19 protein-coding genes are annotated in these 19,934 nt (G+C 65.7%); 10 read left to right on the forward strand and 9 right to left on the reverse strand.

What is annotated here, in order from left to right; translation table 11 throughout:
• Window positions 1–158: 158 nt before the first annotated feature.
• The 3 genes from VH569_RS16225 (at window position 159) to VH569_RS16235 (ending at window position 3,034) form a co-directional block, all read left to right on the forward strand.
• Window positions 159–632: a sigma-70 family RNA polymerase sigma factor gene (locus VH569_RS16225; RefSeq protein WP_042695558.1), complete on the forward strand. Its 474-nt coding sequence runs from the start codon at window positions 159–161 to the stop codon at window positions 630–632.
• A 581-nt stretch (window positions 633–1,213) separates the two neighbouring features.
• The gene (locus VH569_RS16230) at window positions 1,214–1,438 is read left to right on the forward strand and encodes an anti-sigma factor family protein (RefSeq protein ID WP_109051541.1); all 225 of its coding nucleotides are present in this window, start codon (window positions 1,214–1,216) and stop codon (window positions 1,436–1,438) included.
• Between the two features lie 108 nt (window positions 1,439–1,546).
• A complete protein-coding gene (locus VH569_RS16235; RefSeq protein WP_423316261.1) occupies window positions 1,547–3,034 on the forward strand; it encodes a hypothetical protein in 1,488 nt (495 codons plus the stop codon).
• Between the two features lie 45 nt (window positions 3,035–3,079).
• On the opposite strand, the gene VH569_RS16240 is transcribed toward VH569_RS16235, so the two are convergent.
• Complete coding sequence (locus VH569_RS16240) at window positions 3,080–4,546, reverse strand: tetratricopeptide repeat protein (RefSeq protein ID WP_423316262.1); 1,467 nt, start codon at window positions 4,544–4,546, stop codon at window positions 3,080–3,082.
• A 546-nt stretch (window positions 4,547–5,092) separates the two neighbouring features.
• On the opposite strand from VH569_RS16240, the gene VH569_RS16245 reads away from it, so the two are divergent.
• On the forward strand, window positions 5,093–5,704 hold the full coding sequence (locus VH569_RS16245) for a transglycosylase SLT domain-containing protein (RefSeq protein WP_244592814.1): 612 nt from the start codon (window positions 5,093–5,095) through the stop codon (window positions 5,702–5,704).
• Between the two features lie 81 nt (window positions 5,705–5,785).
• Window positions 5,786–6,628, forward strand: coding sequence for a 23S rRNA (adenine(2030)-N(6))-methyltransferase RlmJ (locus VH569_RS16250; protein ID WP_423316263.1), 843 nt, complete (start codon window positions 5,786–5,788; stop codon window positions 6,626–6,628).
• A 109-nt stretch (window positions 6,629–6,737) separates the two neighbouring features.
• Here the strand turns inward: VH569_RS16250 and VH569_RS16255 are convergent, their stop codons facing one another.
• The 7 genes from VH569_RS16255 to VH569_RS16285 form a co-directional block, all read right to left on the reverse strand.
• Window positions 6,738–7,400, reverse strand: coding sequence for a phasin family protein (locus tag VH569_RS16255; protein ID WP_423316264.1), 663 nt, complete (start codon window positions 7,398–7,400; stop codon window positions 6,738–6,740).
• A gap of 237 nt (window positions 7,401–7,637) precedes the next feature.
• Window positions 7,638–8,633: a branched-chain amino acid ABC transporter permease gene (locus VH569_RS16260; protein WP_423316265.1), complete on the reverse strand. Its 996-nt coding sequence runs from the start codon at window positions 8,631–8,633 to the stop codon at window positions 7,638–7,640.
• 4 nt (window positions 8,634–8,637) lie between these two features.
• Entirely contained in the window at window positions 8,638–9,525 is an 888-nt protein-coding gene (locus VH569_RS16265) for a branched-chain amino acid ABC transporter permease (RefSeq protein WP_423316285.1), read from the reverse strand.
• A gap of 118 nt (window positions 9,526–9,643) precedes the next feature.
• Window positions 9,644–10,873, reverse strand: a complete 1,230-nt coding sequence (locus VH569_RS16270) for an ABC transporter substrate-binding protein (RefSeq protein WP_423316266.1) — start codon at window positions 10,871–10,873, stop codon at window positions 9,644–9,646.
• 224 nt (window positions 10,874–11,097) lie between these two features.
• On the reverse strand, window positions 11,098–12,390 hold the full coding sequence (locus VH569_RS16275) for a cation:proton antiporter (RefSeq protein ID WP_423316267.1): 1,293 nt from the start codon (window positions 12,388–12,390) through the stop codon (window positions 11,098–11,100).
• A gap of 257 nt (window positions 12,391–12,647) precedes the next feature.
• Window positions 12,648–13,121: a MarR family winged helix-turn-helix transcriptional regulator gene (locus VH569_RS16280; protein ID WP_045580172.1), complete on the reverse strand. Its 474-nt coding sequence runs from the start codon at window positions 13,119–13,121 to the stop codon at window positions 12,648–12,650.
• A 257-nt stretch (window positions 13,122–13,378) separates the two neighbouring features.
• Window positions 13,379–14,440, reverse strand: a complete 1,062-nt coding sequence (locus VH569_RS16285; RefSeq protein ID WP_423316268.1) for an enoyl-CoA hydratase/isomerase family protein — start codon at window positions 14,438–14,440, stop codon at window positions 13,379–13,381.
• Between the two features lie 307 nt (window positions 14,441–14,747).
• On the opposite strand from VH569_RS16285, the gene VH569_RS16290 reads away from it, so the two are divergent.
• The 5 genes from VH569_RS16290 (at window position 14,748) to VH569_RS16310 (ending at window position 19,268) form a co-directional block, all read left to right on the forward strand.
• Window positions 14,748–15,641 carry a diacylglycerol/lipid kinase family protein gene (locus VH569_RS16290; protein ID WP_109050044.1) on the forward strand — a complete coding sequence of 298 codons (894 nt, stop codon included), beginning with the start codon at window positions 14,748–14,750 and terminating at the stop codon, window positions 15,639–15,641.
• Between the two features lie 19 nt (window positions 15,642–15,660).
• The gene (locus VH569_RS16295) at window positions 15,661–16,587 is read left to right on the forward strand and encodes a metallophosphoesterase family protein (RefSeq protein ID WP_423316269.1); all 927 of its coding nucleotides are present in this window, start codon (window positions 15,661–15,663) and stop codon (window positions 16,585–16,587) included.
• Between the two features lie 116 nt (window positions 16,588–16,703).
• Window positions 16,704–17,708 carry a porphobilinogen synthase gene (gene hemB, locus VH569_RS16300; RefSeq protein ID WP_247879807.1) on the forward strand — a complete coding sequence of 335 codons (1,005 nt, stop codon included), beginning with the start codon at window positions 16,704–16,706 and terminating at the stop codon, window positions 17,706–17,708.
• 90 nt (window positions 17,709–17,798) lie between these two features.
• On the forward strand, window positions 17,799–18,356 hold the full coding sequence (locus VH569_RS16305) for a YbhB/YbcL family Raf kinase inhibitor-like protein (RefSeq protein WP_423316270.1): 558 nt from the start codon (window positions 17,799–17,801) through the stop codon (window positions 18,354–18,356).
• Between the two features lie 51 nt (window positions 18,357–18,407).
• Window positions 18,408–19,268, forward strand: coding sequence for a helix-turn-helix transcriptional regulator (locus VH569_RS16310; RefSeq protein WP_423316271.1), 861 nt, complete (start codon window positions 18,408–18,410; stop codon window positions 19,266–19,268).
• On the opposite strand, the gene VH569_RS16315 is transcribed toward VH569_RS16310, so the two are convergent.
• A complete protein-coding gene (locus VH569_RS16315) occupies window positions 19,240–19,890 on the reverse strand; it encodes a TetR/AcrR family transcriptional regulator (RefSeq protein ID WP_423316272.1) in 651 nt (216 codons plus the stop codon). The genes VH569_RS16310 and VH569_RS16315 overlap by 29 nt on opposite strands.
• Between the last annotated feature and the right edge of the window lie 44 nt (window positions 19,891–19,934).

Raw genomic sequence — 19,934 nt, forward strand, 5'->3', positions numbered from 1 at the left:
CCGAAAAAACACTGTCAGCCCTTCGAACCGGTGGCGCCGCCTTTGCGCGCCGGAAAGCCCAACGCCGTCCCCGCTCCGCGCCCCGCCTGACCGCGACGGGCGCCGCCGCCGACCAGGCCGGCGGGAGACGTACACAGACCGTGGAGGAAGGAAAGACCATGGCGTACTCGTTCGAAAACGAACTGATCCGCTGCATGCCGAACCTGCAGCGCTATGCCTGCAAGCTGACCCGTGACGCCAACGCCGCAGAGGACCTGCTGCAGGACTGCCTGGCCCGCGCCTTGTCGCGCCAGCATCGTTTCGAACCCGGCACCAATATGCAGGCATGGCTGACCACCATGCTGAAGAACCTGCACTTCAACAACCTGCAGCGCGACCGCCATGTGACGAAGGTGGAACTGTGGGACGGCGCCATGTCGGTCGATGCGGCGCAGATGTCGCGGCTGGTTTTCCGCGATGTCGACCGGGCCTTTTCCTCCCTCACCCCCAGCCAGCGCAAGGTCGTCAAGCTGGTCGCCATCGAAGGCCGTCCCTATCAGGAAGCGGCGGAAACGCTGAACGTGTCGATCGGCACCATCCGCTCGCGCCTGTGCCGGGCGCGGGAACGGCTGAACAACCTGATGGCCGCCTGATCGACCGGAATTCCTCCACGTCGGCGCTACGTCAGCGCCAAATCGGTCATGAGCGCCCTCCACAGTCCTCTGCGGAGGGCGTTCGCGTTACAGGGGGCTTTTCCACGCTGGGAGCGGAAGACGCCGTCGCCGACATCGCCGCTCAGGGATGGTGCAGGGGCTTGCCATTGCCGCGATAGCCGGGCCGGGTGTCCTGACGCCGGGCGGCTACCTGCTTTCCTATCGAGCCATAGGTATTCTTCTTGGTTGGCAAGCCGTTCGGGTATGGATGGGATGAGTTGCACATTCACAACAAACCCCAATGCACGGCGTTCCTCACAGAAGAGCGCCGGAACAATTGGCGACATTGCCTTGTTACTTGGCCGGGCGACGCGAAAGAGGATGGCAGTGCCGGATTGCTCGTCTCGAAAGTGAGCAATGATCGCGCCGTTTGTCGGACTGGTATGGCCGAGGATCATGCCCATAAGATGGGGTAGGCGTCCTTTCGGCCGAGCCGTCCGCCAGCGGTGGAGCCACCGGACGTGTCACGGTTGATCGTGTCCCAGGGGAGACCCCCGGCGACCCATCCGGGAACGACAGAGATGAAGCGTGTAACGATGACCGATATAAACGCCTATCTGGACGGCGCCCTGGACGAGCGGGAGCGTGCCGAATTCGAGAGCGTGGTCGAGAGCGATCCCGACGCGAAGGCGCTGCTCGCTCAGCATCGCCAGCATGTCGAGGAGCTTCATCGCCTTTACGACCCTGTCCTGAGCGAAGAGGTGCCCCCCAGAATGCTGGAGCTGCTGCGCAAGCGGAACGGCTGACGGTCCCCTGGGCGCCCCGCGTTATTTTTTCTCCGTCCGGCAGCACATTGCGTTATTGCATGCGGCAGGCCCATCTTTGGGGGAAGGGCCGGTTCGGACGGATGAAGCATGGCACCCAGACGAGCGGAGCCGAGCATCCTGCTCGGCCCGATCCTGTACTTCCGTGGGGAGCAGCGCGACCGCTGGTGGCTGTCGGCGCTGTTCGTTCTGGATGGGGATGTCGAGCCCGACGATCTGCGGGTGGACGGCGTCACCCTGCCCGTCCCGCCGCGTCACCTGATGGTCTGGCGCCGCCGCCAAGTCTGGCGCTTCGACTTCGCCGTTCCCCGCGGCATGCGCGACACCGATGTCACATACGGCTTTCCTGACGGTCCCCGCTGGAACGTGATCGTTCCGGGTCGTCACTCATTTCCCCGCCTCGCTATTCTTTACGGGAGCGGAATGAGTGGAGACGCCGGTCCCGACGCCGCTGCGCCGACCGCTCTCTGGCCCGACCTGATCTCCCGGCATGCCGCCGACCGCTATCACCTGTTGGTTCAGGCGGGCGGGCAGATCGATGGCGACGCGGTGATGTCAGCCTCCGCCCAGGCCCGTGGCTTGCTGACGGATGCCTCGCGGCGGCTCGGCCCCGCCCTGCCCGGTGTGGCTGAGGAACTGATGACCGCCGGCTTCGACCGGATGCTGCGGGTTTGGAGCGGTGCCGCCGCTGCCTCGGCGCTGGCCTCCATCCCGTCGGTGATGATGTGGGATGGCGCCGATCTCGGCCGTCTGCTGGCGGGCGCCTGGAACAGCCGGGAGGAGGGCGACGCCACATCGCGCAGCCTGCGTCCGCTGCTGATGGCGGTGCGGCGTCAGGTCCAGCTGTTCCAGACCGGGTCGGTGGCGGACAGCCCGCCGGATTGCCTGTGGGGGTCCGCCTGCGGAACGCTGGCACAAGGCTTTGTCCTGGGCGAAGCCGGACTTCTTGCGCTCGATCTCTGGACCGACCGCAACAGTCGGCGCCTGCTGTCCGAACGGGACTGGAGCCTGTTGTCCGATTGGCTCGACCACTTTGCCGCATGCCGGCATCTGATCCTGGTCAGCGGCGGGCCGCTCCTGTCTCCGGCCGCCGCCTTGCTCGACCGCCTGGGAAGCGCAATTCCGGCCCGGATGCGCAACCGACTGGAGGGCCGGCTGGGGGACCGTTTGTCGTCGGCCGGACGTCATGCCGATTGGGAGAGGATGCTGCGCACCCTGGGCGATTTTTCCCGGCGCAGCGGCTGCCGCATCACCATCGCGTCCCGAGGCCTTGCAGACGGAGCGGGAGCGCGGGGAGTGCTGCGCGGTGGCGGGCTGGAGATGTGGCAGCTCTATGCCCCCACTTTCACCGCGGCCGGCCGGCCGGCCGGCTGGCGGTCGCGGCTGGCGGAGCCGCTGGCGATCCGCCCCGATCATCCCCTGCCTGCCCACCGGTTCGAGATGCCGCCCTTCGCGGAAAACGGGCGGCGCCTGCTGCGGGGGGCCGGATGGATCGCATGCAGCTTCGATGCGAAGGGTCAACTGCATGCCCGCTGGTGCCTGCCCGGCGATGGCGGCCGTTACACCCAGGCCATCTGAAAGGGCCATCCGCCAAAGAGAGCGTCGAGGTCTGCGGCGCCTCCCTTATGGCGCCGCCCGCTCCACCACGAACAGCAGGCCGGGGACCGGCACGCCCTTCTCCCGGCGTGGCGTGCAGGGCTCCATCAGGCGGATCGTGAATCCGGCCATGCCCGCGGTTTCCCGGACATAGCCTTCGGCATGGGCATATCGCCGGGTGGCACCGAGGACAAAGGGATCGACCGCCGCTTCGTCCGCCAGACGCTCTACGGTCGCGGCGAAATGGCCTCCTGGCACCAGAGCACGGGCCGCCGCGGCGAAGACGGCTGCGAGATCGCCGATATAGACAAGGACATCGGCGGCGACCAGCAGGTCCCAGCCGCCGGGCGTCCGCTCCATCGCCTCCACCACGTCGCCGACACCCAACTCTTCATAGAGCATGCGCTGACGCGCCTTCTCGACCATCCTCGGCGACAGATCGACCCCGGCCAGATGTGCGGCAAGCGGTTTGAAGGTCACCCCCGCCAGCCCGGTGCCGCAGCCGAGATCGAGAATCCGCAGAGCCGCGGCAGCGGGCATCACCCGATCGACCGCAGAGCGCAGCAGGTCCGGCGCCGCGTAGCCGAGCTTACCGACCAGATCCTGGTCGAAGCGGTCGGCATAGCGGTCGAACAGGGCACGGACATAAGCGGCCGACAGGTCGGCCCCCTCCCCGGCCTCCAGGGCGGCGATCAACCGTTCGATGGCCGCCGCCTCATCCCCCTCCGCGAGGTCCCGGGCGTGACGGAGCACAGCCAGAGCCTTCACCGGTTCGCGAAGGGCAAGCCAGCTGCGTCCCAGCGCATGATGGACAGCCGAATCGTCCTCATACCGGCGGGCAAGCGGCTGAAGCAGTTCGACCGCCGCCAGCGCATCGCCTGACGCGGTCAGTGTTTCGGCCAATGCCAGCACGGCATCGCGGTCGTTGGGGCGCAGAGCCACCGCCTCCCGGAATTCCTCCAACGCCTCATCGGACCGGCCAAGTGCAGCGAGACAGCGGGCGAGCCCGAGTCGAACCTGCGCCGAATCGCTCCGCTCCGCCGCCAGAGCGTGGAAAAGCGCATGTGCAGCATCGATTTCACCGCACTGCCGCAGGGCATCGGCAAGCATCGACCGCCACGCCCAGTTTCCCGGCTCAAGCGCGACGGCGCGCCGGAAACAGGCGGCGGACTGCCCCGCCGGACCCTGTGCGCCTTCGGCTTCGGCCAGCGCGGACCACGCCTCGCCGTTGACGGGATCGACAATGACGGCGGCACGGAATGCGAGCCCGGCCCCGGCATGATCCCCGGCATAGAGCCGGTCGTATCCAACCCGGAACATTTGATCGAGATTGTAGATTTGCGGCTCGTCGCCGAAGGAGGGATCCGCTGACACGGATGAATGTCCTCTGGTGTCGGGCTTCGGCCAGGGAGATGCCGCCGGCCCGGAGAACCCGCCTCCGCCCGCCATCGGGCCGTCCCGGGCGACGCTGCGGCTCCGCCAACCCCCAGGCATCCGAGTCCCGGGAAATAAGGCGGCGGAGTTTACTGCCCCAACATGCTGCGCTGCGCAAGGGGGGAGCGAAAATCCTTCCGAAGTGTGATTCCGGCGACACGCGGTCGCAGTAGCCCTGTTTGCGGACCCTGTTCAAAAGGATAGTGGAGCCGGCTTGGCTAACCCTATCGTTATCGCCGGCAAATGTGGCGATTCAATGGCTTATGGCCCATGTCGAAGGGCCTAAGCCGTCCGTTCCGGGGCTCGGCGTGACATCTGCCGGACGAAAGCTGTGGTATTACCAGGGTGCAAGCGGGTTGACGATGGATCAAATTTTTGGAAGTGTGGCCTCGGCGCCCGATTGGGAGGCGCTGAACATCTGGGTAGGAGGCGGTCGCCGTAAGCGACTCGGTGACCGGAACAACGGCCCCGCGCGGGGGGTCAAACAGCCGCCGTAGAACACGGGGCGATAGCAGAAGGAGGTTTGGGATGCGGGGACGAAATCAGCGCGTAGGCGCCACAGGGTGTGGACGCTTCGCACTGGCTGCGGGACTGCTGACGGCTTCCATGGCTGTCCTCACCGTTTCCGGCACGGCCCAGGCCCAGACCGCGACCCAGTCGAAGGAAAGCTGCGTCACCCACGCGGTGGAAGCCGAGCAGAAGCTGGGCATTCCGTCCGGCATGCTGGTCGCCATCGCCCTGGTGGAAAGTGGCCAGGACGGCGCCCCCCACCCGTTCGCAATGAGCGTTCAGGGTCGCCCCTATTACGCCCGCAACGTCAGCGACGCTGCCCGCCACCTGCGCGACCATCGCGGCCAGCTTCGCAGCAACACCTATGTCGGCTGCATGCAGCTGTCGGTCGCGACTCACCGGGGTGAGTTCCAGCCGCTGGAGAAGATCGTCGAGCCGCGCGACAACGTGTTTTACGCCGGCCAGCTTCTCGTCCGCTTCCACGGCGAGGAAGGCAACTGGAAGACCGCGCTGACCCGCTACAATGGCAGCTCGGGCCGTCGCGCCCAGGCCTATGTCTGCAAGATCTGGCAGAGCCTGTCCGAACTGGACACGCAGAGCGCCAAGCTGCTGGCCTCCTCCCGTTGTGAAGACAGCGATCCCGTCAGTGTCGCCCCGCGCACCCGCCGCAGCTTCCGCAACGCCCAGCAGGTCGCGGCCATCAACTGACAGCCATCCGATAGCCGTGCTGCGTGACGGCAGCTGTGAGAGCGCTGGCGCGGCGCTGTCGGATCGGGTAAACCCCGACGCATGAACTACCGCCATATTTTCCACGCCGGCAACCCGGCCGACGTGATGAAGCACGCCGTCCTAGCGCTGATCTTGGATCATCTGCGCGCCAAGCCGGCGCCGTTCTGCGTGCTCGACACCCATGCCGGAATCGGCCGCTATGACCTGACGTCCGAAGCGGCCCGCAGGACGGCGGAGAGCGACGAGGGCATCGGCCGGCTGTTCGGCCATCCCCTGGCGCACCCTGCCCTGGCACCCTATCTCGACGCCGTACAGGCACTGAACCCGGATGGGTCCCTGCGCTGGTACCCGGGTTCCCCCCGCGTCGCCCGCGCAGCCCTGCGCCCGCAGGACCGCATGGTGCTGGTGGAACTGCATCCTGACGACGCCCACACCCTGAAAGCGGAGTTCGCCGGCGACCGCGCCGTCGCCGTGCATCAGTCGGACGCCTACACGGCGCTGAAGGCCCACCTTCCGCCCAAGGAGAAGCGCGGGCTTGTCCTGATCGATCCGCCGTTCGAGCAGCCGGACGAGTTCGCCCGCATGGCGGAGGGGCTGGCACTGGCGCACCGCCGCTGGTCCACCGGCATCTTCGCCCTGTGGTATCCGATCAAGGAACGTGCGGCTGTCTGGCGGTTCCAGGATGCGGTGGAAAAGACCGGCATCCCGAAAGTGCTGATCGCCGAACTGACCTGGCACCCCGAAGACACCCATCTCCGGCTGAACGGCTCCGGTCTGCTGATCGTCAATCCGCCCTGGCAGCTGGACGAAATGCTCAAGGCAATGCTGCCGGCCCTGCACGACGCCCTGCCCTCGACCGGCGGCGGCACGGCGGTCAGCTGGCTGACGCCCGAGGCGTCATAGGGAAAGCCGGTCCAGGCGCAGAAAAAACCCCGGTCCTGTCGGGCCGGGGTTCAAGTCAGGATGGAGACCGTTCGTTATCGATGACGTGCCGTCATCGGCGGCGCGGTGGTCAGAACCGGCGCTCCGCCTGCTGGGCCGCGCCTTCCAGGCGGGCGTTCAGCTTGCCGATGGCGGTGTTGGCAGTGCTTGCCGAAAGTTCGGAGATTTTGACGCTGCGGCTCAGAACCAGCTGCATGTTGTCCTTCAGCATGCGGCTCTGCGCCGCGTAGAAGTCGGGAACGCTCCGGCTGCGCATCAGGGCGTTCACGCCCTCCGCGTTGCGGGATGCGACCTCCTGGGCCAATCCCATCCATTCACGCCAGGCGTTCTGGAGACCGTCGGCCAGCACGCTGCTGCACTGGACCATGACGTCCATGGTCTCGCGGGTCTGGCTGGCGACTTCGCCCTGGGCTTCCTTGGACAGGCCCAGAACGCGCTGGAACTGCTCAGTCGTGCGGCCGGCGACATCGGTGGCGGAGCCCATAGCGGACTTGGCGGCTTCTGCGCCACGGCGGGTCATGTCGGCACCGGCATCCATCGCCTTCTGTCCGGCACCCAGACCGGCATCGGTAGCGTGGACTCCCGTTTCCGCCGCGGTTCCACCGATCGAGCGCGCGGCATCGGCAGCGCGGCGGGTGGTGGTCTCGCCGGCGCGCGTCAGATCGTCGAGCGTGCCCTTCGCCAGGTCGGCGGTCTCACGCACACCGGTTGTGGTGTCCTTGTCCATAGCCATGCGGGATGCTCCTCGAATATTTTCGTCCGGGACGACGCTTCTTCCCAAATCTCGCGTCGGCCATTTATGCTGCACCGCCGAACGAGTTCATCCCTATAACACCTGGCAAACAGAACGTTCCAGCGCGCAAAATAATATCGCCACATCCTTTCTTTCGAGGTATGCGGTATTTTGAAATCGAACTGTCTTTTGTGTGAAACAGTTCTTAGTCGATTTGATCCGCCTTAATCAGAACCGCTATCCGGAACGGCTCTGCTTTTCAAACCGCGCCTGGATCTCCCCGGCAATGCCGCGGCGGAAGACCAGCACGCAGGCGACGAAGATGCAACCGATCACCACCGGCACGGGAAGGCTGGTCGCCGCCAGATAGTTCTCCAGGGTCACCACCAGAGCGGCTCCGATCACCGGCCCGGTCAGCGTGCCCATACCGCCCAGCAGCGTCATCAGCACGACCTCGCCCGACATCTGCCACGTCACGTCGGTCAGCGTCGCCAATTGAAACACGATCGCCTTGGTGCCACCGGCTAAGCCGGCCAGCGTCGCCGACAGGACGAATGCCATCAGCTTGTAACGCTCGGTGCGGTAGCCCAGCGAAATGGCACGCGGTTCATTCTCACGAATCGCCTTCAGCACCTGCCCGAAAGGCGAATGCACGGTCCGCCAGATGATGGCAAAGCCGATCAGGAAAACACCCAGCACCGTATAGTACATCGCCAGCGGGTTGTTCAGGTCGAAGACGCCGAACAGGACGCCGCGCGGAACCGCCTGGATGCCATCCTCGCCGTGGGTGAAAGGCAATTGCAGGGCCAGGAAGAACACCATCTGGCTCAGCGCCAGCGTGATCATGGCGAAATAGATGCCCTGGCGACGGATCGCGATGCTGCCGAACAGGATACCGAGGAATGCCGAGGCCGCGGTGCCAAGCAGAATCCCCAGTTCCGGCGACAGTCCCCACACCTTCACCGTATGGGCCGTGACATAGGCGGCGCTGCCGAAGAAGGCGGCGTGGCCGAAGCTGAGCAGACCACCGAAGCCGATCAGCAGGTTGAAGGCGCAGGCGAACAGCGCGAAACACAGCACCTTCATCAGGAAGACGGGATAGAGCAGAAAGGGAACCGCCAGCAGCGCCACCAGCACCGCAAGAGCGCCGACCCGTGCCAGCGTCGACCCTGCCGACGACGCTTTGACGGCCTCCCCGGATGCCCGGCCGCTGCTTTGCGAATGAAGGCTCATGCGCTCACCTCTCCCGTCCGAACAGGCCGGCTGGCTTGATCATCAGCACCACCGCCATGATGACGAAGACCACGATGTTGGAGGCCTCCGGGTAGAACACCTTGGTCAGCCCCTCCAGCAGGCCAAGCCCATAGCCGGTCAGCACGGCGCCAAGGATCGACCCCATGCCGCCGATCACCACCACCGCGAACACAACGATGATCAGGTTCGATCCCATCAGCGGCGACACCTGGTAGATCGGTGCCGCCAGCACGCCGGCAAGCCCGGCCAACGCCACGCCGAAGGCGTAGGTCAGCGTGATCATCCGCGGGACATTGATGCCGAAGGCCTGGACCAGAACCGGATTTTCCGTCGCCGCGCGCAGATAGGCGCCCAGCTTCGTCTTCTCGATGGCGATCCAGGTGCTGATGCAGACAATCAGGGAAGCGACGACCACCCAGCCGCGATAGTTGGGCAGGAACATGAAGCCGAGATTCTGCCCGCCCTTCAGCGCGTCGGGGATGGGGTAAGGCTGCCCCGAGACGCCATACTGGTGGCGGAACGCGCCCTCGACGATCAACGCCAACCCGAATGTCAGCAGCAGGCCGTAGAGATGGTCCAGCTTGTAGAGCCGCGACAGCAGCGTCTTTTCCAGCACCACCCCGAACAGCCCGACGACCAGCGGCACCAGCAGCAGCGCCCACCAGTAACCGATGCCCAGCTGGGTCATCAGCAGCCAGGCGACGAAGGCCCCCATCATGTAGAGCGCGCCATGGGCGAAGTTGATGACGTTCAACATGCCGAAGATCACCGCCAGCCCAAGGCTGAGCAGCGCGTAAAACGATCCGTTGATCAACCCCAGCAAAAGCTGACCGAACAGCGCCTGGGGCGGAATGCCGAAAATCGTTCCCATCATGAGCGTCGCCCTCTCCAACGGCATCCCCGCCGAACCGGTCCCCCAGGACCGTCGCGGCGGGGATGCCGCTCCGTCACGTCATGGCTTGTGCCGGCCGGCCATCATTTCGGCACCGTCATTTCGGCAGCTTGCAGCCGCTCTCCTCGAAGCTTGCGAAGGCTTCCTTGCCGGGGATGGTGCGCAGGATCTGGTAATAGTCCCAGGCGCCCTTCGATTCGGACGGCTTCTTCACGCGGGCCAGATACATGTCGTGGACCATGCGGCCGTTCGGCAGGATAGTGCCGTTCTTGGCGAACATGTCGTTGACCGGCATCTCCTTCATCTTGGCGGCGACGGTCGGGCCGTCGTCGGTCCCGGCGGCTTCGATGGCCTTCAGATAATGACGGACGGCGGAATAGCTGCCGGCCTGCACCATCGTCGGCATCTTGCCATGGCGGTCGAAGAACTTCTTGGACCAGGCACGCGATTCGTCGTCGCGGTCCCAATAGAAGCCGGTGGTCAGCACCAGATCCTGGGCGACCTGAAGCCCCAGCGCATGCACGTCGGACAGGAAGATCAGCAGGCCGGCGAGCTTCTGCTGGCCACCCTGCGTCAGGCCGAATTCCGACGCCTGCTTGATCGAGGTGATGGTGTCGCCGCCGGCGTTGGCAAGGCCGACGATCTTGGCGCCCGACGCCTGCGCCTGGAGCAGGAAGGAGGAGAAGTCGGCGGAGTTCAGCGGCGCCTTCACCGAACCGACGACCTTGCCGCCCGCCTTCTTCACCTCGACCGAGGTATCGGCCTCCAACTGATGGCCGAAAGCGTAGTCGGCGGTGATGAAGAACCAGCTGTCGCCGCCTTCCTTCACCATCGCCTGACCGGTGCCGACGGCCAGCGCGTGGGTGTCGTAGGGCCAGTGGAAGCCGGTGGGGGAACAGGCGTCGCCGGTCAGACGCGAGGTGGCCGGCCCCTCCATCAGGAAGATCTTCTTCTTCTCCTTGGTCACTTCCTGTACGGCCAGCGCCACGCCGGAGTTGGGCACATCGACGATCACATCGACGCCATCCTGGTCGATCCATTGGCGCGCGAGGTTGGCGCCGATGTCCGGCTTGTTCTGGTGGTCGGCGGAAATGATCTCGATGGGCTTGCCCAGAATCTTGTTGCCGAACTCCTCCGCCGCCATGCGGGCGGCGATGACCGATCCCTCGCCGCCGAGGTCGGCATAGAGGCCCGAACGGTCATTCAGCACACCGATCTTGACCATGTCGCCGGACAGCTTGCCCTGCTGGGCCATGGCAGGCCCGGTGGACATGACACCGATCGTCAGGGCAGCAAGGGCGGCACCGGCCAGAAGACGTGCGATCATGCGTGAATTCCTCCCCCTCAGCGTTGCGTTGCGCATAGTGCGGGCGCCCGTCCGGATTGGATCGCTCTGATCGGTTCGTCCGGCGGGTCCCGGACGGTCGTGCCGGCCTGCTCATTTGGTTTCATCGGAAACCGTCAGGCCGTGCGCGCCGTCCCTTCCCGTCCACTATGCAGGGGCATCACCTTGTACGGAAAGCGGAATTTCAGCTTCACAAACAATTTTCATCAAGGGTCTGCCGAAACGCCTGCTTTTTCCATTCGGCGGTGTATGGAGCTGTCCGGCGGCGGGTCAGCGGCCTGTCGGCGCCGGTCGATCCGCCGCATGATCGGCGTCACCGTGGTGCCGTGAACGAGAATCGAGAGCAGCACGATCAACCCGGTGATCGCCCACAGCGCATTCGGCACATCGAACTCCGCGGCGTTCAGCGCATATGCGATGTAATAGATGCTGCCCATGCCGCGGATGCCGAAGAAGCCGATGGCCAGCTTCTCGCCGACCGGCATCGCCACGCCGGTCAGCCCGACCACCCCTGCCACCGGACGCACCAGAAGCAGGATGACCACCGCGGCCCCCACGGCGCTCCAGGACAGGGCGTCGATCAGGCCATGCGCAATCGTCCCGCCGAACAGCACGAGCATCATCATCATCATCAGCCGCTCGGTCTGCTCGACGAAGTCGTGCAGGCGCTCGTGGTATTCGCTGTTGCGCTCAGCGTCGCGCAGGGCGAGCGCGGCGACGAAGACGGCGACGAATCCGTATCCGCTGGCAAGTTCCGTCAGCCCATAGGCGATCAGCGTGATGCCGAGCGATACGAACCCGTCGCCGGTCCGCGACAGGTTGGCGCGGTTCGGCACGCGGAAAGTGACATAGCCGAGGAAACGCCCGACCAGCCAACCGACACCGACCCCGGCAATCAGCTTCCAGACCACGTCCAGCAGCACCCAATGTTCCAGCAGGTCCCAGGGCGGATTGCCGTTGAGCAGCGCGACCCCAATGGCGAGATGGACGAAGGGAAAGGCCAGCCCGTCATTCAGCCCGGCCTCGGAAGTCAGACTGAACCGGATCTCGTCCTCCTCCCCCGATTTCGGCGGACCGACCTGGATGTCGGAAGCAAGGACCGGATCGGTGGGCGCCAGAGCCGCCCCCAGCAGGATCGAGGCCGGGAGAGGGAAATCGAGCCAGTACCAGCCGATCAGGGCGATCATGAGAATCGACAACGGCATGGTGATGCCCAGCAGGCGCCACGTGATGATCCAGCGCCGCCAGCCGATGCGGCGGTCCAGTTTCAGCCCTGCACCCATCAGGGAAATGATGACGATCAGTTCGGTCAGCCGCTCGGTCGCTTCCGGATAGGCCAGCGGCTCCGGGTTTTCCAGTTCCAGCGTTCCGAAAACCAGAAAGCCAAGACCGACGCAGATGATCGGGAGGGACAGCGGCAATTCCCTCAGCACCATCGGCAGCCACGCCACCAGCAGGATCAGGAATCCCAGCCCCACCAACATGACCGTGTAAGACATGCGCCGCCCATTGCCGTGATCGCTTCGGCACGGCACTGGAGCCGCGCCAAGGCCAATCCACGACAACGCACGACGCGGCGAATGGGTTCAGTTCGGGCGCAAGAAGACTTTTGGAATGGATCGGCGGAATGGATGGCGAAGGTGCCGGCTCAATCGGTTGCGCTTCCCTGCCCGAACTGGAGGGCCACACTGGGATGCTTGAACCAGATGCCGCCCGCGGGAGCCGGAACCGCGGGGGCCGTCGCAAAATCGGCCTGTCAGGCCGCCGAGGTCATCGGAAAACCGCTGTAGTCGAGCGAGGCCGACCAGAAACGTTCCAGCTTGCGCAGGGTCTCGTTGGCCTTGGTCAGTTCCTCGTCGCTGAAGCCGGCCTTTTCCAGGGCCGTCAGATGACGTTCGAACATGACGCTGATCTTCTCGCGCAGATCCAGGCCCTTCTCCGACAGGCGGACACGGACCGACCGGCGGTCGTGCGGGGAGCGTTCCTGGCCGAGATAGCCGTTCTCGACCATCTTCTTGACGTTATAGGAGACGTTGGAGCCCAGATAATAACCGCGCGCGGTCAGTTCGCCGACCGTCATCTCGTCTTCGCCGATGTTGTACAGGATCAGGCTTTGGACGTTGTTGATGTCCTGGATGCCGAGCCGGTCCAACTCAGTCTTGAGCACTTCAAGAAAGTGGCGGTGAAGCCGCTCGATCAACAGAATGCTCTCATAATAGGGTTTGCGCACCGCGGTCTCCTTTGGCTCTAACCGGCCGTTCCCCGCGCAAGGACGATACCGGGACCTTAAAGCGAGATTAACCGATCATTCGTCGGCAATCATCTTAATAATTCCAGAAAAAGTCTGGCACAACCCGTCTGTACAGGCCCCTTTCGCAGGGTGCCCCCGGCGAAAGGCTTTCGGCCGGGCGGCAGGTCCCGCATAAGCAAAAAGGGGAAGGGCATGCAATCGGTGCGTGACCTTCATCCCCTCGGCATCGCCTATGGTCAGTCCCGGAACACGAGATCGCCGCCAGCCGGTTCGGCGAAGTGCCGCTCGACATCCGACGGACCGACATCGGTCAGCTCGGCCGGCTTCCATTTCGGGTTCTTGTCCTTGTCGACCAGGACGGCGCGGATACCCTCGTAGAAATCGTCGCCGGCCAGAAAGGCGAGGCTGAGGCGCAGTTCCTGCACCATGCAACCTTCGAAATCCAGCTTGGCGCCACGGCGCAAGGCAGCCAGCGTCACCTTCAGGCTGGTCGGCGACACCCGGCGCAGGATGGCGATCTGACCGGCCGCCCACTCGGTTCCCTCGGCCTCAAGCGCCTTGACGATGGCTTCGACACTGTCGAAGGCGTAGCAGCGGTCGACCGCCGCGCGGATGCCGCTCACCGCCGCATCGCCCGCTTCACCGCGATGGGTGGCGACGGCCTCGTCGGCCGGGACGCCGGCAGCCAGATCGTCGATCAGCGCGTCGATCCTGGCGCTCGGTACGAAGGCGTCGGCGGCACCGATGGCAAGCAGGTCGGCCGCCTTCAGCCGGTCGCCGGTCAGCCCCAGCCAGATGCCGACCTGCCCTGGCAGGCGCGGCAGAAAATAGGTGCCGCCGACGTCGGGATAGAGGCCGATGCCGGTTTCCGGCATGGCGAACAGGGTGCGCTCGGTGACGATGCGGTGGGTGCCGTGCACCGACAGTCCGACGCCGCCGCCCATGGAAATGCCGTCGATCAGCGCGACATAGGGCTTGGACAGGCGCTTGATCAACCGGTTCAGCACATATTCCTCGCTGAAGAAGGCACGGACCGGTCCGGTGTCGCCACGCCCCTCCTTGGCGGCCTTGCCTGCCTCATACAGGCTGACGACGTCGCCGCCGGCGCAAAAAGCCTTTTCGCTGGCACCGCGAATCACGACGGCCTTGACCTCCGGATCGGCGTTCCAAGCCCGCAGCTGCGGATCGAACAGCCTGATCATGCCCAGCGTCAGCGCGTTCAGCGCCTTGGGCCGGTTGAGCGTGACGAGGCCGATGGCGCCCCGACGTTCGAACAGAATCTCAGCAGCGTCGCTCATCGTCTTGTATTTTCTCAATTATCGTTGCGAATCGGGCGGTGACGGGCCACCTGCGCCATCCCTGCCGAGCATCCCTTTGCGCGTCAGGACGGCAGCATCGGCCGGCAGCGATGATACGGGAGCGGGCGGCGCTGTCAAACCCACCATACGGATCCGGATGTTCGCCCGTGAGGGTCCCGCAGGGCCAATCAGGAACATCGCCCCTCTTGGACCGTTGCGCTCACGCTCTCATCTGAAGACGAGACCCCATTAGACTTCTCAGGGAAGATCAGATGCCGATGCCGTTCAACAGCCTGCCGGGTGCGCCATGAAGATCGGAATCGTCCTGAACCGGCAGGCAGGTTCCCTGGTCGATCGGCCCATCGACCGCGCCGAGACGGCGATCCGCACAGCATTCGAACGGCATGGTGCGACCGTGGACCTCCACACCGTCGACGGCGCGCAATGCACCGACACGATCCAACGGGTGCTGGACTCCGACGCCGAGGCCGTTGTGGTCGGCGGCGGCGACGGCACGCTGCACAGCGCGGTGAAGCTGGCGCTCCCGAAAGGCAAGACGCTTGGCGTGATACCTCTAGGCACTCTCAACCTGTTAGCCCGCGATCTTCATGTTCCACTGGAACTTGAGGATGCAGCGGAGGCACTGGCTGCGGGCCGGATCCGCGCCATCGACATCGCCGAGGTGAACGGGGAGCCCTACACCAACAGTTCGGTTCTGGGCTTCTATCCGCAGGTGGTTCAGGAACGCGAACGCCAGCGCAAGCAGCACCGGCTGCTGAAATGGCCCGGTGCCGCCGTGGCCTTGGCGAAGACGCTGTACCGGCTGCCGATGCTGGATGTGCGGCTGGACTGGGGCGAGGGTCCGCGCCGGATGCGCACGCCGATTCTGGTGGTGTCCAACAACGTCTATGACGACGGGTTCGGCCTCGTCCTCTCCCGTCAGGCGCTCGATGCCGGGAAACTCGGGGTTTATGTGGCCCGCGAACGGAACGCCTTCGCGATGTTGCGGTTGATGGGACGTCTGGTTGCCGGTTCGTGGAAGCAGGACGAAGGGCTGGAGACCTATGCGGTCACCAACCTGACGGTCCACAGCCGCAGGCACCACCTGAAGATGGTCAACGATGGCGAGATCCGGAAACTGCACGCTCCGCTGCATTATCGGATTCTCCCCGGTGCACTGAAGGTTCTGGCGCCTGGCTGAGAGAAAGGATGAGGATGGCGTGAAACGGCTCGCTCATATTTCCGACCTGCATTTCGGGCGGATCGACCCGCGCGTGGTCGATGGCCTGCTGGCCGACCTGACGGCGCAGGCTCCCGACCTGATCGTCATCTCAGGCGATTTCGTTCAGCGGGCCAAAGCGCGCCATTTCGAGGAGGCGCGGGCCTTCCTGCAAAAATTGCCGTTTCCTTACATGGCTGTACCGGGGAATCATGACATACCGGTTTACAATGTGTTCAAGCGCTTCACCGACCCGTTCGGCCATTACCGGCGCTACATCACCAGCGACTTCAGTCCGCTGCACATCGACGACGAGATCGCCGTGCTGGGCATCAACACCGCCCGTCCCGTCATCATGGATTTTTCCGAAGGGCGGATGAACAAGCGGCAGATCGCGCGGGTCCGCGAGGTCTTCTGCGGAATGCCGGACAGGGTGTTCAAGGTGCTGTTCACCCACCATCCCTTCCTGCCGCCGCCCGACCTGCCCAAGACGCAACTTGTCGGCCGCCACAAGCTGGCGCTGCCGGCGTTGGAAAGCTGCGGCGTCGACCTGCTGCTGGCCGGGCATCTGCACAAGGCCTATTCCGGCGACATCATGAGCTTCCACACCCAGGTCGCCCGGTCCATCCTGGTCGCCCAGGCCTCCACCGCCACCTCGACCCGCCTGCGGAACGAAGCGAACGCCTATAACCTCATCACCGTCGCCCACCCCAATGTGACGTTCGAGGTGCGGTCGTGGGAGGGTGCGGCCTTTACCGCCGGACTGGTGTCCAGTTACCGCAAGGAAGGCAGCCGCTGGGCCCTGCAGGCACAGGACACCGGCTTCCGACCGGTGGGCTCGGACGATTCCACCGTCGCCGATCCGATGGCTGCGCGATGGGAGTCGGTTGCCCGACATGCAAGCGGGGAAGCGCATGGCGGGGCATGAGACCTGCGCAAGGCTCATGCCCGGTCCCTAAGGCCTGGAACGGTCCCCGCGGCTTGAGTTCACGATGAGGGAAGGCGTAGGATCGCCGCACTCGTTCTAAGTGCATGGTTCTCCCGATGCCGATCACCCTGCCCGCCGCCTTCCCGCGCACCCGTCTGCGCCGCAACCGCGCCGATGCCTGGACCCGCCGTCTGGTCGCCGAGAACACGCTGACCGCCGACGACCTGATCTGGCCGGTCTTCGTGATCGAAGGCGAGAACCGGCGGGAGCCCGTCGCCTCGATGCCCGGCGTGGAACGCATGACCATCGACCTGCTGTGCGAGGCGGTGGTGGAAGCCGGCGCGCTGGGCATTCCCTGCATCGCGCTATTTCCGGTCGTCGGCTCCGAGGGCAAGTCGGAGGATGCGGCGGAAGCCTACAATCCGGAGAATCTGATGAACCGCGCCATCCGCGCGGTGAAGGCCGCCGCCCCCGATGTCGGCATCCTGGGCGACGTGGCCCTCGATCCCTACACCACGCATGGGCATGACGGCCTCCTGCGCGACGGCTACATCCAGAATGACGAGACGGTCGAGGTGCTGATCCGTCAGGCCCTGTCGCAGGCGGAGGCCGGCGTCGACATCGTCGCCCCGTCCGACATGATGGACGGCCGCATCGGCGCCATTCGCGACACGCTGGATGCCGAGGGGTATCAGCTGACCCGTGTCTGTTCCTACGCCGCCAAATACGCCTCCGCCTTCTACGGCCCGTTCCGCGACGCGGTGAATTCCGGCGGCTTCCTGAAGGGCGACAAGACCACCTACCAGATGGACCCCGCCAACACCGACGAGGCCCTGCGCGAGGTCGCCTGCGACCTGCAGGAGGGGGCGGACATGGTGATGGTGAAGCCGGGCCTGCCTTATCTCGACGTCATCCGGCGGGTGAAGGACCAGTTCGCGGTCCCGACCTTTGCCTACCACGTATCGGGCGAATACGCGATGCTGCGCGCCGCCTCGGGCAATGGCTGGCTGAACTACGACAAGGCACTGCTGGAAACGCTGATGGGTTTCAAGCGGGCCGGCTGCGACGCCATCCTGACCTATGGCGCGGTGGATGCGGCGAGGCTGCTCAGGCAGGGCTGAGCAGTTCGGGACCGTCTTTGAGCCGTTCGGGGCCGCGGAGCGATCCGCGGCTCTTTATCGTCAGGGCATCCCGAACGACGGAGACGCCCGATGACCGCTGAATTTCCCGTCCGCATGGCTCTGCTGACCGGCCTGCTGCTGGCCGCCTCGCCCGCTGCGGCATTCGAACTGCGCAGCCCCGATTTCACCGGCACGTCGCCGATCCCCGAGCGAAATGTCTTCGCCGGCTTCGGCTGTACCGGCGCCAACCAGTCGCCGGCCCTGAGCTGGACGGCGCCGCCGGCCGGCACGCGCAGCCTCGCCGTAACCATCTACGATCCGGATGCGCCGACCGGCAGCGGATGGTGGCACTGGGTGGTGTTCAACCTGCCGCCCGACAGCCGCAGCCTGCCCGCCGGTGCCGGCGATGCGGCCAAGCCCACCCTGCCAGCCGGGGCCGTGCAGAGCCGCACCGACTTCGGCACCCCCGGCTATGGCGGTCCCTGCCCGCCGCAGGGCGACAAGCCGCACCGCTATGTCGTCACCGTCCATGCGCTGAAGGTCGACAGCCTGCCCCTGCCCGCCGACGCATCGGGCGCCATGGTCGGCTTCAACCTGAACGCCGCCGGCTTGGGCAAGGCGACGCTGACGGCCCTCTACGGCCGTTGATCGCCTGAGCCGACCAGCCCTAGGATCGGCCGAAGCCGAAGGATGAACGCCATGGGTCCCGATCTGCTCGCCCGCCTGTCCCGCTTCGCCGCCCGCGACCTGCGTCCCGGCGGCGGCGACCGGCCACACCGGCCGGAGCTGTGGGCCTTCGTCGCCCATGACCGCGAGCGTCTGGCCGAGGTGCAGATCGAGCGCACCGCCCTGATCGCGGTGCTGGAAGGCACCAAGGAGCTGACCGACCAGTCCCGCACAACCCGCCGCTTCCCGGCCGGCAGCGCCATGCTGCTGCCGCCGGGCTGGTCCGGAGCGGTGGTGAACGATCCCAGCGCCGGCGGACGTTACCGTGCGCTGGTGCTGGAGTTCCCGGCAGAGATGGTCCGGCGGCTTCTGCGGGCCCATGGCACGGACGGGCTGACGCAACGCACCCGGCCCGGCGACTGGCATGTCACCCTGACGCCGCCCCTGACCGACGCCATCCACCATGCCGCCGCCGGTCTCACCGCCGACCCTCCGCTCCCGCCAAAGCTGGCGGAGCATCGCTGCATGGAGGTGTTGCTGGCCTTGCTGGAGGATGGTGTCTGGTGGCTGGGACCGGTGGCGCCGACCGGGACTGCCGACGCGGTGCGCCAGTTGCTGCGGACCCAGCCCGACATTCCCTGGACCGCGGAGCGCGTGGCCGGAGCGCTCAACCTCAGCACCGGCACGCTGCGCCGCCGATTGAGCGACGAGGGGTGCTCGGTCCGCAGCATCCTGACGGAAGAACGGGTTGCCCACGCCCGCGACCTGCTGGAAAGCGAGGGGCTGAGCGTGCAGGAGGCGGCGGAGGCCTGCGGTTATGCCAACCGCTCCCACTTCGCCCGCCGGATCAGGGAAGCGATGGGCGTCAACCCGTCGAACCTGCGGGTACGCTGACCGGCGCGGCGCCGTAGGCGCGGATCAGGGCCGCGACCGAATCGGCGATCACCTTCTCCGGGTCGGCGGTGACCGGCAGGCCCAACATGGTCGGCCAGAACAGAACCTCCTTCATGCCACCCAGCAACTGGGTCGCCACCACATGCGGATCCGGCGCGTTCAGCCGGCCGCGCGCATGCTGGGCGGCGATGTAGTCGTCCAGCAGCGCATAGGCCTGGCTCTTACCGCCCTCCAGATAGTCCTGCGACAGTTCGGGAAAGCGCTGGTGCTCGGCGATCACCAGACGCAGGAGGCCGCGCACCTCCGGCCGGCCGGTATGGACCAGCAGAGACCGCAGGAAAGCCGGCAGAGCCCGCTCCGGCGGTTGGTCGTGGCGCAGCAGGCTTTGTCCGTCCTCGCTGCGGAATCCCTCATAGAGTTCCGACACAACGGCCTGGAACAGCTCCCGCTTGCCGGGGAAATGGTTGTAGACGGTGCGCTTCGACACGTTGGCGTCGGCGGCGATGGCGTCCATCGACGACGCCTCGTAGCCATGTGTCAGGAAGGCACGCGTCGCCGCCTCCACCACCGCATCCCGTTTGACCGAACCGCGCGCGGCACCCCCCGCCTGAGACGTTGACATTCCCCACCCTCAAAGTACACTGCACAGTGTAGTGTAGTTGTTGC

Origin of the sequence: Azospirillum sp. 11R-A, assembly GCF_049472615.1 — a bacterium.
GTDB lineage: Bacteria > Pseudomonadota > Alphaproteobacteria > Azospirillales > Azospirillaceae > Azospirillum > Azospirillum palustre.

Coding starts and splice junctions, on each gene's coding strand:
- VH569_RS16225 (WP_042695558.1), top strand. CDS start 159: ATGGCGTACTCGTTCGAAAACGAACTGATCCGCTGCATGCCGAACCTG.
- VH569_RS16230 (WP_109051541.1), top strand. CDS start 1,214: ATGAAGCGTGTAACGATGACCGATATAAACGCCTATCTGGACGGCGCC.
- VH569_RS16235 (WP_423316261.1), top strand. CDS start 1,547: ATGGCACCCAGACGAGCGGAGCCGAGCATCCTGCTCGGCCCGATCCTG.
- VH569_RS16240 (WP_423316262.1), bottom strand. CDS start 4,546: ATGCCTGGGGGTTGGCGGAGCCGCAGCGTCGCCCGGGACGGCCCGATG.
- VH569_RS16245 (WP_244592814.1), top strand. CDS start 5,093: ATGGCTGTCCTCACCGTTTCCGGCACGGCCCAGGCCCAGACCGCGACC.
- VH569_RS16250 (WP_423316263.1), top strand. CDS start 5,786: ATGAACTACCGCCATATTTTCCACGCCGGCAACCCGGCCGACGTGATG.
- VH569_RS16255 (WP_423316264.1), bottom strand. CDS start 7,400: ATGGCTATGGACAAGGACACCACAACCGGTGTGCGTGAGACCGCCGAC.
- VH569_RS16260 (WP_423316265.1), bottom strand. CDS start 8,633: ATGAGCCTTCATTCGCAAAGCAGCGGCCGGGCATCCGGGGAGGCCGTC.
- VH569_RS16265 (WP_423316285.1), bottom strand. CDS start 9,525: ATGGGAACGATTTTCGGCATTCCGCCCCAGGCGCTGTTCGGTCAGCTT.
- VH569_RS16270 (WP_423316266.1), bottom strand. CDS start 10,873: ATGATCGCACGTCTTCTGGCCGGTGCCGCCCTTGCTGCCCTGACGATC.
- VH569_RS16275 (WP_423316267.1), bottom strand. CDS start 12,390: ATGTCTTACACGGTCATGTTGGTGGGGCTGGGATTCCTGATCCTGCTG.
- VH569_RS16285 (WP_423316268.1), bottom strand. CDS start 14,440: ATGAGCGACGCTGCTGAGATTCTGTTCGAACGTCGGGGCGCCATCGGC.
- VH569_RS16290 (WP_109050044.1), top strand. CDS start 14,748: ATGAAGATCGGAATCGTCCTGAACCGGCAGGCAGGTTCCCTGGTCGAT.
- hemB (WP_247879807.1), top strand. CDS start 16,704: ATGCCGATCACCCTGCCCGCCGCCTTCCCGCGCACCCGTCTGCGCCGC.
- VH569_RS16305 (WP_423316270.1), top strand. CDS start 17,799: ATGACCGCTGAATTTCCCGTCCGCATGGCTCTGCTGACCGGCCTGCTG.
- VH569_RS16310 (WP_423316271.1), top strand. CDS start 18,408: ATGGGTCCCGATCTGCTCGCCCGCCTGTCCCGCTTCGCCGCCCGCGAC.
- VH569_RS16315 (WP_423316272.1), bottom strand. CDS start 19,890: ATGTCAACGTCTCAGGCGGGGGGTGCCGCGCGCGGTTCGGTCAAACGG.